13 protein-coding genes and 1 tRNA gene are annotated in these 15112 nt (G+C 34.3%); 12 read left to right on the top strand and 2 right to left on the bottom strand.

The window, feature by feature from the left end; all coding sequences use genetic code 11:
* Positions 1 to 191: 191 nt before the first annotated feature.
* Positions 192 to 374, top strand: a complete 183-nt coding sequence (locus DCO46_RS19335) for a hypothetical protein (protein ID WP_116754128.1) — start codon at positions 192 to 194, stop codon at positions 372 to 374.
* A gap of 264 nt (positions 375 to 638) precedes the next feature.
* Here the strand turns inward: DCO46_RS19335 and DCO46_RS19340 are convergent, their stop codons facing one another.
* Complete coding sequence (locus DCO46_RS19340) at positions 639 to 2000, bottom strand: hydroxymethylglutaryl-CoA synthase family protein (protein WP_116754129.1); 1362 nt, start codon at positions 1998 to 2000, stop codon at positions 639 to 641.
* Between the two features lie 356 nt (positions 2001 to 2356).
* Here DCO46_RS19340 and DCO46_RS19345 point away from each other — a divergent pair, with 356 nt between their 5' ends.
* The 6 genes from DCO46_RS19345 to DCO46_RS19375 all read left to right on the top strand — a co-directional run bounded on the left by DCO46_RS19345 (position 2357) and on the right by DCO46_RS19375 (position 8752).
* Positions 2357 to 3022: a succinate dehydrogenase cytochrome b subunit gene (locus DCO46_RS19345; protein ID WP_116754130.1), complete on the top strand. Its 666-nt coding sequence runs from the start codon at positions 2357 to 2359 to the stop codon at positions 3020 to 3022.
* A gap of 11 nt (positions 3023 to 3033) precedes the next feature.
* Positions 3034 to 5034 carry a fumarate reductase/succinate dehydrogenase flavoprotein subunit gene (locus DCO46_RS19350; RefSeq protein WP_116754131.1) on the top strand — a complete coding sequence of 667 codons (2001 nt, stop codon included), beginning with the start codon at positions 3034 to 3036 and terminating at the stop codon, positions 5032 to 5034.
* 95 nt (positions 5035 to 5129) lie between these two features.
* Entirely contained in the window at positions 5130 to 5876 is a 747-nt protein-coding gene (locus DCO46_RS19355) for a succinate dehydrogenase/fumarate reductase iron-sulfur subunit (RefSeq protein WP_116754132.1), read from the top strand.
* Between the two features lie 154 nt (positions 5877 to 6030).
* Positions 6031 to 6870 carry a hypothetical protein gene (locus tag DCO46_RS19360; protein ID WP_116754133.1) on the top strand — a complete coding sequence of 280 codons (840 nt, stop codon included), beginning with the start codon at positions 6031 to 6033 and terminating at the stop codon, positions 6868 to 6870.
* Between the two features lie 309 nt (positions 6871 to 7179).
* Entirely contained in the window at positions 7180 to 7950 is a 771-nt protein-coding gene (locus tag DCO46_RS19370; protein WP_116754135.1) for a DeoR/GlpR family DNA-binding transcription regulator, read from the top strand.
* Between the two features lie 34 nt (positions 7951 to 7984).
* Entirely contained in the window at positions 7985 to 8752 is a 768-nt protein-coding gene (locus DCO46_RS19375; protein WP_116754136.1) for a nitrilase family protein, read from the top strand.
* Here the strand turns inward: DCO46_RS19375 and DCO46_RS19380 are convergent.
* Positions 8749 to 10437 carry an Ig-like domain-containing protein gene (locus tag DCO46_RS19380; protein ID WP_116754137.1) on the bottom strand — a complete coding sequence of 563 codons (1689 nt, stop codon included), beginning with the start codon at positions 10435 to 10437 and terminating at the stop codon, positions 8749 to 8751. The genes DCO46_RS19375 and DCO46_RS19380 overlap by 4 nt on opposite strands.
* 167 nt (positions 10438 to 10604) lie before the next feature.
* Here DCO46_RS19380 and DCO46_RS19385 point away from each other — a divergent pair, with 167 nt between their 5' ends.
* The 5 genes from DCO46_RS19385 to DCO46_RS23095 form a co-directional block, all read left to right on the top strand.
* A complete protein-coding gene (locus DCO46_RS19385) occupies positions 10605 to 11609 on the top strand; it encodes a hypothetical protein (RefSeq protein WP_116754140.1) in 1005 nt (334 codons plus the stop codon).
* A complete protein-coding gene (locus DCO46_RS19390) occupies positions 11569 to 13926 on the top strand; it encodes a hypothetical protein (RefSeq protein WP_116754138.1) in 2358 nt (785 codons plus the stop codon). The genes DCO46_RS19385 and DCO46_RS19390 overlap by 41 nt, the downstream gene beginning before the upstream one ends.
* 23 nt (positions 13927 to 13949) lie before the next feature.
* Entirely contained in the window at positions 13950 to 14354 is a 405-nt protein-coding gene (gene mce, locus DCO46_RS19395; RefSeq protein ID WP_116754139.1) for a methylmalonyl-CoA epimerase, read from the top strand.
* A gap of 146 nt (positions 14355 to 14500) precedes the next feature.
* Positions 14501 to 14574 (top strand) — tRNA-Ile (locus tag DCO46_RS19400).
* Positions 14575 to 14878: 304 nt separating this feature from the next.
* The coding region (locus DCO46_RS23095; RefSeq protein WP_207784981.1) for a hypothetical protein at positions 14879 to 15112 on the top strand (234 nt) is incomplete at its 3' end.

The following is a 15112-nucleotide window of genomic DNA, read 5'->3' on the forward strand; positions in this document are numbered from 1 at the left end:
TTTCAAATTAAAAAACTGCTGAAACTGCAAAATCTGCTTCATCAAAAACTAACCTCATTTATAAATCAATTTGTTTTTATAAATGAAATAATCATTTCAAAACACTTTACTAAAAGTTTATACAACGCTTAAGAAAATTTATTTCTAAGCACAGATGATACCATAATGTCTAATCATTTATCATTTTCAAAATGTATAAACAAAATAAACAAACACGTTTGGAGCAATCCAAGCGACCGCTTCTTCATTGGGTAAAAAGAAAAATTGTAATTGTAATAACAGCTTTTATGTTAGGAATGGCAAATGGAATGCACACCGAAGATACCCGAATTAAAGGAAATCAGAATTATACCGAACAGCATAAAAAGGATTGAGTTTTTAATTAGAAAATTATTTGAATGTCATGCGGCCTTTGTCAAAGTTTAAAACTTTGACAAAGGTTTTTAAACGTAATCTTGTCATTCTGAGGAACGAAGAATCACACTAGAGATTTCCACATGCAAAATCGTCAATCTTTGCTGATTAACTTACCTTCCTTCGACTTCGCTCAGGATGACAAACTGTGCGGTATAAAAATAGAAAACCGAAGCAACAGCTTCGGTTTTTTGTTGGAATTTGGAATTTCAAAAATTGTAATTTTAATCCACCCATTTATAATATCTCGCCCCAATCAAAACAGGCATTTCTTTTTCAATTCGATCCAAAACCCATTCGTTTTTCGGAGTTCTGATGCTTTGTTTTTGTTCTTTTTTATGAAGGCTTTCATAAGTTTTGAAATCAATTTCTACACTTTCAGATAAATTTTCAAAAAGTTTTACGTTTTCCAAAGCCAATTTCCATTCCGGCTGAATCGTTCCTTCAAAAACTTTCGATTTCGATCCGCTTCCGTAAGCTAAAAAGCCAAATTTAGTTCCGGCAACTTCTTTTTTAGTATCATAAAAATGAGCCAGAGTAGATAACAATCCCATGAAAATAGAACCTGTATAAAGATTCCCGATTAATGAAGAAGCCAATTCGGCAGGTTGTAATTTTTCGGTCACAAACTTTCTGTAATCTTCAGATTTTGCCACTTCTTTAATTTTAACCTGATAATCTGCAGCTGCTATATCGTCGGCAATGATTTTTTCGGCACTGTCCAAAGCGTAGATTTCAGATAACATTCTTCTTCCCTGAAAAGAATATGGTAAGTGCATCACGATGCTATGCCAGGTGTTGTATAAAGTTTCGGTAGTATTTTTTAATTTTTTGAATGAAAAGTAAGCATTTCGCGTACGGTCCATATAACATTGATTAGAATACTGACCATCAAAAACAGGCTGATCTTTATGAATTTCGATTTCAGCTTCTAAATTATCAAACCAGGAATCGTTGTTTTGGTTTTGTGTAATAGCTTCTTTTGAAATAGTTCTGTAGGGTTTGAAGAAATCAAAAACACCTTTTGTGCTTGTGGCCCAATTGTCATCAAAAGCAATAATTTTTGGGTCTGCAGAAATTAACATGGCAACAGCTCCAGCACCCTGTGTATATTCTCCGCCCGAATTTAAATCGTATTTTGCAAAATCAGTGGTAACAACAATCACTTTTTTAGTCGGATATAATTTTACAAAATCAAGACAATTTTGCAAAGCATCAACACCTCCAATACAGGCAAACGTAAAATCGACAACATCGCATTCTGCCAAAGAATCTTCGCCAAATTTTTGCTCCATCAGATTAATTAAATAAGAAGCAATTGGCTTTGAACTGTCAATGCCGCTTTCGGTACCAACGTAAATCCGGCTTATTTCCTTTAGGCTGATTTTATTATCAGTAATCAGTCTGGTCAAAGCATTTGCTCCAAAAACAACCGCATCCTGATGAACATCCGGAAATGTCATTTTAAGTAATCCAAGACCTTTTTCTAATTTTTCCCGTTCAATATTTCTGGCATTCGCCAAAGTTTTTATGGGTAAATGTATGTTTGCTACATCAAAAGAGATAGCATCAATTCCTGTTTTCATTCTTATTTTTTTGAGCCGCTAAAGGTAAAACTATGTTATGGACTGACAATTTTTTGCCCGGACAAAATTACTGGCGGTAATCACTTTTGAAGAAAACAAATTAAAACTTTGGATAAAATAACAATATGATAAATTTTTGGTAATCTACTTAGATCGGTGTTTTGTTTCTAAGGCTTAAAAAGCAGGTTGTTGAAATTTTTATACTAAATTATTTTTAAGCAATCTGGTTTTTGTACGTAAAAATACTTAGATATAGGCTATTTTAAAATCATTATAAATAACAGCGAAATGGTTGTAGTTCTTTTGTAATTGAGTTATTTTTGTCTAATTTTTTAAAACAAACTACTTAAACACTTATGGCACAATCTGCACAGTTGAATGCTTCCATCTTAAAGAAAGTAGCAATGGCTCTTTCGGGAATATTCTTAATCACGTTTTTAGCGCTGCATGTTTCCTTAAATTTTATTTCTATTTTGAGTGAAAATGTTTTCAACGAAGTTTCTCATTTTATGGGTTACAATCCGTTGATACAATATGTAATGCAACCAGTTTTGGCATTCGGGGTAATTTTGCACTTCGTAATGGGATTTGTACTTACTGCTCAAAACAGCGCTGCAAGACCAATTTCGTATGCAAAATACAACGGAGCTGCAAATGCTTCTTGGAGTTCTAGAAATATGATTATTTCTGGATTGGTTATTCTGGCATTCTTAGGACTGCATTTTTATGATTTCTGGTTTCCTGAACTTAGCTATAAATATGTAGCGGGTACAGCTCCGGATGCTACAAGGTATTATGGCGAGTTGGTTCATAAATTTCATAGTCCTGTACGTACAGGGTTATACTGTGTGTCTTTTATTCTTTTAGGATTTCACTTATGGCACGGATTTGCATCTTCCCTTCAGTCAATGGGGATGCATAACAAATACTCAAGATTTTTATCAAAAATAGGTTACGGGTTCGCAGTTGTAGTTCCGGCCGCTTTTGTAATTATCGCATTATTTCATCATTTCAATAATTAATATCAATTATAATGGCATTAGATTCAAAAATTCCAAATGGTCCTATAGCGGATAAATGGACAAATTATAAAGATCATATTAATTTAGTAAACCCTGCTAACAAACGTAATCTTGATATTATCGTAGTTGGTACAGGTTTGGCTGGAGGTTCGGCTGCGGCTACTCTGGCAGAATTAGGATATAACGTAAAAGCATTTTGCTTTCAGGATTCACCTCGTCGTGCGCACTCTATTGCAGCACAAGGGGGAATCAATGCAGCAAAAAATTATAAAGGTGACGGTGACTCGGTTTACAGATTGTTCTACGATACTGTAAAAGGAGGTGACTACCGTGCACGTGAGGCAAACGTTCATCGTTTGGCTGAAGTTTCTGCAAATATTATTGACCAGTGTGTGGCTCAAGGGGTGCCATTGGCTCGTGAATATGGCGGACTTTTAGATAACCGTTCTTTTGGGGGAACTTTGGTTTCCCGTACATTCTACGCACAGGGACAAACAGGACAACAGTTATTGTTAGGAGCTTATTCTGCAATGAACCGTCAGATTGGCCGTGGAAAAATCAAAATGTACAACCGTCACGAAATGCTTGATTTAGTAATCGTGAACGGAAAAGCAAGAGGTATTATCGCCCGTAACTTAATCACAGGAGAAATAGAAAGACATTCTGCTCACGCAGTGGTAATTGGTTCAGGAGGATACGGAAACGTATTTTTCCTTTCGACAAATGCTATGGGAAGTAACGCAACAGCAGCCTGGAAAATTCATAAAAAAGGAGCGTTTTTCGCAAATCCTTGTTATACACAAATTCACCCAACCTGTATTCCGGTTTCAGGAGATCACCAGTCAAAACTGACTTTGATGTCTGAGTCTCTGCGTAATGATGGTCGTATTTGGGTTCCTGCAAAATTAGAAGATGCTCAGGCAATTCGTGAAGGAAAGAAAAAAGCAACAGATTTATCTGAAGCAGACAGAGATTATTTCTTAGAAAGAAGATATCCTGCGTTTGGTAACTTAGTTCCTCGTGACGTTGCGTCCCGTGCAGCTAAAGAAAGATGTGACGCCGGTTTTGGAGTTAACAAAACAGGTGAAGCGGTTTACTTAGATTTCGCAGCAGCAATTAAACGTTACGGAACTGAAGATGCTTATGTAAAAGGTTTAGATGATAAAGATGCTGCTTTGGTTACTAAATTAGGAGCTGCCATCGTGAAAAGTAAATACGGAAACTTATTCCAGATGTATTACAAAATCGTTGATGAGGATCCTTACACAACGCCAATGATGATTTACCCGGCAGTTCACTACACAATGGGTGGAACATGGGTTGATTATAACTTAATGACTACAATTCCCGGATGTTTCTCAATTGGAGAATCTAACTTCTCTGATCACGGAGCAAACAGACTTGGAGCTTCTGCTTTGATGCAGGGATTAGCTGACGGATATTTCGTATTGCCATATACTATCGGAGATTATTTAGCTCCGGATATTAAAATGGGTGAAATTTCTACAGACTTACCGGAATTCGTTGAAGCTGAAAAAGCGGTTGTTGATCAGATTAATAAATTTATCAATAATAACGGAACTCACTCTGTAGATTATTTCCACAAAAAATTAGGTAAAATTATGTGGGATAAAGTAGGTATGGCTCGTAACGCTCAGGGTTTAACTGAAGCTATCGAAGAAATTGCCGCTTTACGTGAAGAGTTTTATAAAGATGTAAAAGTTCCTGGAAGCGCTTACGAATTTAATCAGGAATTAGAAAAAGCAACCCGTGTTGCCGATTTCTTAGAATTAGGAGAATTGTTCGCGAAAGATGCTTTACACCGTAACGAATCTTGTGGTGGTCACTTCCGTGAGGAATACCAGACAGAAGAAGGAGAAGCACTTCGTGATGATGATAACTTTGCATATGTTGCAGCCTGGGAATACAAAGGAAAACCAAGTGACGCAGTATTACACAAAGAAGCTCTTAATTACGAAAATATTAAATTAGTTCAAAGAAGCTATAAATAAGAATTTGGTCGAAAGCCCAAAGTCTTAAAGTCAAAAGGCAAAATGTGCCAAGCGACTTTCGACTTTCGACTTTATGACTTTCAAACGAAAAAGGTATGAAACTTACATTAAAAATATGGCGTCAGAAAAACGCCCAAGATAAAGGAGGGATTGTAGAATATCCTATTGATGGAATCGAACCGGATATGTCTTTCCTTGAAATGTTAGATGTTCTTAACGAAGGTCTGATCAACAAAGGAGAAGAGCCAGTTGCATTTGACCACGATTGTCGTGAAGGAATCTGCGGAATGTGTTCTTTATTCATCAATGGAGAAGCACACGGACCGGACAGAGGAGTTACAACTTGTCAGTTGCACATGCGTATGTTTAAAGATGGCGATACGATTTTTATCGAGCCATTTAGAGCAAAAGCTTTCCCTGTAATTAAAGATTTAGTTGTTGACAGAAGTTCTTTTGACAGAATCCAGCATGCAGGAGGATTTATCTCGGTAAATACTTCAGGAAATACAATTGACGCAAACACAATTCCAGTTCCAAAAGACGATGCAGATAAATCATTTGATGCAGCAGCTTGTATTGGTTGCGGAGCTTGTGTTGCTACTTGTAAAAACTCTTCAGCGATGTTATTCGTTTCTGCAAAAGTTTCTCAATATGCATTGTTACCACAAGGTAGAGTTGAAGCTACTGACCGTGTTTTAAACATGGTTCACCAAATGGATTTGGAAGGTTTCGGAAACTGTACCAATACAGGTGCTTGTGAAGTAGAATGTCCTAAAGGAATTTCTCTTGAAAATATCGCACGTATGAACCGTGAGTATTTAGCAGCAAGTTTAAAAGGATAATATAATCCTGTTTATATATCAATAACGCATTCATTAAGTTGAATGCGTTTTTTGCTTTACAGGACTCTTTTAAATCACTAAAAATAGTGATGTGTACCAAATGCAATCACGATAAATTTGGGTTTGTTTATAAACAATCAAATCGTTTAATATAATGAACCTAATAGTGAGAAAATTTAGTCCGGTCATCAGCATTTTACTTCTTATAATTGTGTTTTTATCTTGTTCTAAAGAAGATACTAAAAATGAAAATAATACGAAGGAAAGTATCAATAAAAAGTGGATTGTAGAGAACTCTGATGAATTCGAATCAATTGAATTTGATACTAACGGAAATTATATCATTACGAAAAATGAAAACAGCATAACTTCTAAAAAGAAACTGTCATCAAAACAACAGGCAACTGCCGAAGAAATTATTGTTTTTGGGACTTATGAAATTTTGGATACTGATATTCTTTTGCTGTCAGATTTTGGGACAATAAAAATAGACGACAGTGATCCTGGTAATGTCAAATTTTCAATTAAATACGAAGGGTCGGATACTTATACTTATGAGTTAAAAGTTACTAAGGCCGCCGAATTTACAAGTACTCCCAATACGGATATGTTATGTGATAATACATGGAATTTTACCAAAACTTCACCAATTAAAGATACACTCAATTTAGTGAATTTTTCTAAAGCAGGAACTTGCTTTACTACTTTCAGTATCAAATCTCAAAATGCCGGAAGTTCAATAGAATTTGGTAAATGGAAATGGCAGGATAAAGAGGAAACCAAGATAGTAATTACTGAAATAGAATACGCTCCGTGGGTTCTTGACAAGGATGGTGACGTTGAATTTGAGATAACATACATCAGTGCTGTAAAAATGGAAATGAAAGAAGTTTTTAAAGGAGTGACTTACAATATAGCATTTGATACCATAAATGCAGGTAAAACTAAAACAAGCACCTTAAAAAAACAAAAACAAGCCAATCTAAAGTTTTAATAAATTTATCCTTTACGGGAATTTATCCTTAGAAATTTATACGTTTAAAATTTTATCCAAATAACGCAGTGAAATTATTTTATTTATGAATAAAATGCAAAAGGAATAAAATAATTTATAACATATGTTTAAATAATTTTGATAATGATTTGATAACAAGTAGTTTTTGAAATTATAAAGCAGCGTAAATAAAAAAGGTTATAAAAGAGCCAAAAAAAAAGTGCCTGTGTTTTTTTTAACTCATACTGTATTTTGTTTCGGTGAATTAGTAATGAAATGTTTATTTTTGTAAGTACTAAATCAATCGGCATGAGTACTGAAAATGAAGTTTTAAATTATAGCAAGGAAGAACGTAAAAATCACATTCTAAAAGAAATCAACTTACATACGCGTGTAAGTTTTGAAACTCTTTCGGCTAAGCTTGGCGTTTCAGAAGATACTGTTCGCCGTGATATTAATGAACTTGATGCAGATTCCCTTTTGATAAAAGTAAAAGGGGGCGCAATGACCAAAGGATATCATTATTCTTCGTCTAATCAAACTTATGCGGTCGAAGCAAAACAGGTTATTGCACAAAAAGCCGTAGATCTTCTTCATGACGGAATGGTTATAATTGTCGACGGTGGAACTACAATCAGAGAATTTATCCGATTAATACCAAATGATTTAAACCTTACTGTTTTTACCATCACAGCTTTGTCTGCCGTACAGCTTTTGGATAAACCCAATATTAAAACTATCATGATTGGAGGCAGTATTTCGTCTTACAGTCAGATGTGCGTGAGTGGTGAAGTATTTCATCAGTTGGCCAATATCAAAGCAGATCTTTTAGTGCTTGGTACAAATGCTTTGGACGTTGATGGTGGTTATTCAGATTCTGACTGGGAAACCGTTCAGGTTAAAAAAGCCATGATCCAGGCGTCCAGAAAAACCGCGATTTTGACCATTTCAGAAAAATTGAATACTGTTTTGAAAATGAAAATCGCCGATGTCTCAGAAATTGATTATATCATTACGGAACTTAATCCGGATAATGAAGAATTAAAGCCCTATGGAAAATCAGATTTGGTTCTGATATAAGGCAGGTTTTATTGTCTAATCTAATTTTTTAAACATGAAAATTGCCTTAATACAATCAGATCTCTATTGGGAAAATCCTTCGCAAAACAGAAGCAATTTTGAATCTAAAATAAATGAAATAGCTGATGATACTGAGATAATTGTTCTTCCGGAAATGTTTTCAACAGGGTTTACGATGAATGCTCCGGCTGTAGCTGAAACAATGCAGGGAGAAACGGTTAAGTGGATGCAGTCACTGGCGAAACAAAAAAACTGTGCCATAACAGGAAGTTTGATTATTGTAGAAAATAATCAGTATTATAACCGGATGCTATTTGTTTTTCCTGACGCGAAAATTAAGCATTATAATAAAAGACACTTGTTTTCACTGGCCGGAGAAGATAAATTTTACAGTAGCGGAACTGAAAAAGTAATTGTAGAATATCTGGACTGGAAAATCTGCCTGCAAATTTGTTATGATTTGAGATTTCCGGTTTTTGCAAGAAATGTCGAAAATTATGACCTGCTTTTGTATGTGGCCAATTGGCCTAAAGTCCGTACAAATGCCTGGGATGCGCTGCTACAGGCACGCGCAATAGAAAACCTGAGTTATGTTGTCGGCGTAAACAGAATTGGTTTGGATATTCATGATTACGAACATATCGGCCACTCTCAGGTTGTTGATTTCTTAGGAAATTATATTCTTGAACCACAAGAAACAGCGGGTGTTTTTGTGGTTGAACTGGATAAAAATGTAATGCTTGAAACCAGAAGAAAACTGGATTTTTTGAGTGATAAAGATAAGTTCGAAATTAAAATCTAGAAAGCTTTCCGCTTTTTTTCTTCGTCTTTTTTCTTCTTATCATCTCTCTTTTTTTCTACTTCGGGGCTAAAAGGAATGCTTAAGTCAACGGTTTCGTTACGGTCCCAATTGGCACGTACATCATATTCATCCTGATAGTAAAAGACTTCCTCCGCATATGTCTTATTCAAAAAGCTTCCGGTATCATACAATTTATTTTTGTTGTCATCATAAATAACACGAATTGTAAATGCATCTGGCAGAACCAAATTAAATTCAAGCGTAGTTTTTCCTTCAGAATAAGCACTTGCGAGAACCTGATCACCTTTTTTATTGGTTAATTCAACAATAATCGGAAAGCGCTTGACATTTTTTAAATTCAATACTAAATTTCCGTAATCGGCAACTTCTCTGGTGGTCAGCTTATAAGATAAAGTATCGTTGGTCTTTTCGTAAAAATCAGTTAGAGCTCCGGGAAAGAATGTAACATTATATTTCTCAGAAGGGTCCTTTTTAAAATCAACATACAGCTTTTGCTCAAACTCATTATATTCTGTCGTAAAATCAACCGCAGCCGAATCTTTATTGACTAATGTAATTTTAGATTTGTCAAATTTAACCAGTGGAGTTTCAGTATCTAATGTGAATCGGTCCCTAAAATGAATAACCCCGCTCTGAAGAGCTTTTATATTTAAAGTATCTTTTTTCTGGTCTTTAATCCTGAAAGTAAATTTCTTGTTGTAACTATCCTTTTCCACTTCAAGAGATAAGGAATCGGCTTTTAGGGGTTTGTACCAAATCTGGAGCGAATCTTTTTTAGGAAACTGTGTTACAATTGTTTCCAATATTTCAGTATTGTTTTTAAGAACAATCTTTGGTAAAGAATTTTTAAAATTCTGCTTTCCTTCATACGGAAGCAATAATCTGTTTCCTGAGACCTGAATAGGTTTGAAGACTTTTAGCGGAAGCGTTTCTTTAAATAATTCGATTTCATAAACCGTATCGCTTGGAACCGTTATGTAATTTTTCAGGAAACCTATTTTATCATCTTTTGGATTGAATTTATTGTTGCTTCCTTTATCTTTTAGCGCAATCATAAGATATTTTCCGGCTTTTAAATTTTCAAATTTAAAAGTTCTCATACTGTCCAGAGTATTCGTAATATATCTCGGATTTTCTTTGTAAATCATAGAGTCCTTAAACTTATCATTTACTTCATAAAGCATTACAGATACAAAATTATCTACATTTTTTTCGTACGCATCTTTTATTTTCCCGTCAAGTGTAAGGGAATCGATATAAGATCCGGTAGAAAAAATGTATTTGAACTGATTCAGCGCATTTCCTTCATTATTGTCCGTAATACTTTGCCCAAAATTAAAACTGTAAGTCGTGTTGGGCTGCAAGGTGTCCTTGATCTGGATCTTTATAAATTTGCTGACATTTGTAGGCGTAATCAACGGCTCATGTTTCATTGGAGGCGAAATAATAAGCTGTTTATTTATGTTTTTAAGTTTTACATACTCATCAAAATACAATGTAATTTCATTTCCCTTAAAATCGGTACTTAGGTTTTTTGGAGAACTTGATACTAAAACAGGAGCCAGTGTATCTTTTAGCCCCCCGGTAATGCTGCCCCTTTTGGCGCATCCAAACATTAAAAATACCAGTAAAAATGAAATATATTTGAAGTTGTTTTTCAACATAACAGTTTTGAATTTGATTGCACAAAATAACGATTATATTTGCTTTAATTGAAATTTTTTATCCATTTATTAGGATTTTGGCGTTTATGATTAATGCTTTTTAAATTTTGAATCCATCCTTTTGATATAATTTCTTATTTTTGATTTTGAATATAATTTCCCGTGTTTTGTTAAAAAGATTTTATTTGGTATTGCTGACTTTTCTACTGGTTTCCTGTGGTAAGAGCGAACAGCCGAAAATTTCTTTTTATTATTGGAAAACGATACTCAAATTCTCCAAAAGCGAAAATGAAATCCTAACCGAAAATGCTGTTCAGAAACTATATGTCAGATATTTTGATATAGGTCTGCAGGCAGAAACCAAAGAGCCAATCCCAATTAGTCCGGTCCGGTTTCAGGAAGATGTTAGTAAATACAGTATTGTTCCGGTCATTTTTATCCAGAACAAAGTAATGCTGCAGCCTAATTTGGATATTGAAGATCTGGCTAAAAAAACAATTCATTTTATCGATCAGATAAACGCAAAAAACAAAATCGAATGCACGGAAATTCAGATCGACTGCGACTGGACATTAAAGAGCAAAGACAATTACCTCAAATTTGTTGAGCGGTTTAAAAAACTCTCGCATAAAACATTATCGGCAACTATTCGTTTACATCAGGTAAAATACTTTAAGAAAACAAAAATACCAAATGTAGATTCGGGCGTATTGATGTATTATAACATGGGAGCAATAGCAGCAGATTCTTTAAATTCAATTTATGACCGGAATGTGGCAGCAAAATATTTAAAGAGTTTAAAAAAATATCCGCTTCATCTGGATATTGCATTGCCCATATATTCATGGGGAGTTCATATCAGAAATCAGAAAGTAATAGGTTTGCGATCCAAATTAAATATAAACGAACTTAAAAACGATAAAAATTTTGAGCAGCTAAGTTCAGTATTTTTTGAAGTAAAAAAATCAAATTATAAAAACGGAGTGTTTTATGAAGAAAATGATTTGCTGAAAATAGAAGGAATTACTGCGGATGATTTAAAACAAATGGCCGACGAACTGGAAGAAAACCTCGCACAGCCGCCAAAAGAAATTATATTTTACGATTTAGACCAATTCAATTTAAAAAACTATGAAAAGAATATTTTTGAACAAGTTGTTTCTTGCTTTTAGTACCACCTTACTTTTTGCATACGGAATAATTTATGCCTGTGCAGGCGGTGACGATTGGGATTTTTTTGGTTACAACTCTAATTTTACACCGGAAACCTTTGCAGATAAATCCTATTCGCCCCTTTTTTTATCAGGCGGGATTTTTTACGGAATTGGTTTTGATACTGAACATAATTCCCGTTTCAACGAAAGCATAAAATCAGACTGGGAAACTTACTTTAAAGGAAAAGCGGATACGGCAACAATCAGCTATTTTCTTATTGGAGAAGAATCGCCAAAATATTATGGGGAAAGAGATAAAGTTGCAGCCAATAAAACAGAAATAGAGCAGCTTCATGTTTATGTAAAAACCAAAAAAGAGAATAAAACCTCCTTAAAATGGGGAAAGAAAATCAGCCTTAAGGATGAAAAAATCAAAAGTTTTATCGAGTTTTTGTATTTGGCGCAAAAGATAGAAACAGTTTCGATTGGAGAAGATTATTGGAGTTATGATCCCGTTGTAGCCAAAACATTTAATGACTCAAAAATGATTCAGTCCATTGAGAATGTATACAATATAACATCAGATCCATTTTTGAAAAACCGTTATTGGTTTCTTACCATGAAAGCCCGTTTTTATAGTAACGATAAACAAAAAGCAATTTTGTTTTTTAATAAAACAGAAAGTGCTGCGCCAAAAAATATTTTGTATTACCGCGCACTTGCTTATGTAGCCGGAATAAACCATCAGCAGAAAAAATATGCAGTATCAAATTATATCTATGCTCAGGTTTTTAATAAATGCCCTCAAATGAGAATAGTGACCGCCTATAGTTTTCATCCCAAAAACGAAAGTGACTGGACAAAATCACTGGCTATGGCAAAAAATAATGATGAGAAAGCCGCACTTTGGGCAATACACGGATATTATAAAGATGAAAGACAGGCTATTGAGAAAATTTATGAACTGAATCCGAAAAGCGAGCATTTGAATTATCTGGCCACCAGACTGGTAAATTCCCTGGAGCAAAAAATTAATAATTCGTTTCAGCAAAATCAGGGAGATAATCTGCCTGTAAAATCGCAGTCAATTGCAGAAAACCGAACAGAAAATCAGGCTAAAATTGATAAAAAAGCGGTTGATTTGATTGCGAAAATTTCTGCTGCAGGAAATACCGAAAAACCGTATTTGTGGGATATGGCACTGGGGTACCTGCAAACTTTGGAGGGGGATTTTGCAAACGCAGACAAGAATTTTGATAAATCCCAGAAAACACTCCCAAAAACCGAACTGGCAACAAACCAGCTGCGCTTACTGCGTTTTGTAAATAATTTAAGCAAAATTGACAAACTTACAGATTCTAATGTAAAAACCGTTTTGGCTGATCTGACCTGGCTGTATCAGGAACTTCCGAAAAATTACAAAGGGCAGGAGTTTCGTTATCAGAATGCGGCACAATGGAGCAAGAATTATCTGGCAGTACTTTACAAAGCAAAATCAGATCCTGTAATGGCTGAATTGTTTGGTACTTCGCCATATGGTTACTGGAATGCCGGAAATTCTTTTTATGATAATGAAAAGGATGTATTAAAAATGAAAGAATTTTTGGCAAAATCGAACAAAACAGAAATTGAGAAAATCGCTGCCGGAATCTATAATCTGAAATTAAAAGACATCAATAACTTTCAGGCAATTCAGGCTACTTTCAAAAACAAAATCCCGGAAGCAATTGCCTTTATACAACAGACAGATTCTGTGCAGTATTATACATTTTTAGGAAATCCGTTTAACGGAAATATTAAAGATTGTCACGATTGCGACCATGTTGCATATCAGAAAAGAAAATATTCTCAGATAGAATTCCTGACGACCATAAAAGACATGCAGGATAAATTAGCCCAAAAAGAAGACGTATATACCAATAGTTTATTGCTGGGAAATGCATTTTATAATATCACCCATTTTGGAAACGGCAGAACATTTTACGAAATCAGTATTGTGGGTTATGGATCAAGTCCGTATTCGTTTAGGGATAAAATGAAGGAAATGATTACCAATTGTAATGTTTCAAAAATGTATTATCAAAAAGCATTTGAGGCGGCCACAACCAAAGAGCAAAAAGCAAAATGTATTTATTTGATGGCCAAATGCGAAAGAAACGATTATTATAATAAGAAATATAATAGTGTGAAAAGTTATTGGGATATTGAAGATGACAAAATAAATTTCATTGCCTGGAATGGTTTTAAAACATTGAAAAAAGAATATTCAGATACCAAATACTATCAGGATGTAATTGCAGAATGCGGTTATTTTAATACCTACGTAAATCAATAAAGAGATTTAAACAATTAAATGAAATGGTAAACAAAATTGAACATATCGGAATTGCCGTAAAAAATATAGAGCACGCTAATATTTTGTTTGAAAAATTATTGGGCGTCCCATCCTATAAATCAGAAGAGGTTTTAAGCGAGGGTGTTTTGACTTCATTTTTTCAAACCGGCGAAAGCAAGATTGAATTATTGATGGCGACAAATCCTGAAAGTCCGATTGCAAAATTTCTGGATAAAAAAGGAGAAGGAATCCATCACATCGCTTTTGATGTTGCCGATATTTATGCAGAAACAGAACGTTTAAAAGGGGAGGGTTTTGTGCTAATCAATGAAGTTCCGAAGAAAGGAGCCGATAATAAACTGGTAGTTTTCCTGCATCCGAAGAATACAAACGGGGTTTTGGTAGAGCTTTGTCAGGAAATTAAATAAAAAAATCATTTTGTGTCTTCTAAATAAGCTATTGAAAATCAATTAAGTTTTGAGAAATAGCAATGGGTATTTGAAATTAAATACAAATCAGACCTTAAAATATTTGGAGTGAACGAAAAATAGTAGTAATATTGCATCCTCAAACCGGTCCTATAGCTCAGCTGGTTAGAGCACCTGACTCATAATCAGGTGGTCCCTGGTTCGAGCCCAGGTGGGACCACATAGAAAGTTTGTAAAGCCTTGATAATCCTAGAGATTGTTAAGGCTTTTTTATTAGAGCTCAAACATATGCTCAAACTTCTTCGGAAAACCTTGCCCCCATTGATTTTATTAAACAATATGAGTTCTTCAGAATTAATTTTGAAATGATATTGTTATAATCAATTTCCATAACTAATTTTACTATTTATCCTTTAGATAACTTACTCTAAAGAGATCGAAAATGTTTCCATTTTCGTCAACTAATATATTTTATCTTTGAACTTACTTTACAAATTAAAGAAGTCTCTTTAAAAGTCCTCATTATGACTAAATATAATCGAATTAAACTAGAAATAACTGACTTATCTCCTGAATCAGCTTCTAAGGTCTTTCAGTTTCTTCATATTCTTTTAGAAGAACATTCTTTAAATCTTAATTACTTCAAGAACAATCTCTCAAATTATTCAATAGGAGAACAGTATTTTATTTTAAAATATGCAAAATTATATTTTAGTAATGATTCTAATAGTTATTTAAACAATTGGTTAAAAAATCAA

The sequence above is a fragment of the Flavobacterium sp. HTF genome (genome assembly GCF_003105115.1).
Classification (GTDB): Bacteria; Bacteroidota; Bacteroidia; order Flavobacteriales; family Flavobacteriaceae; genus Flavobacterium.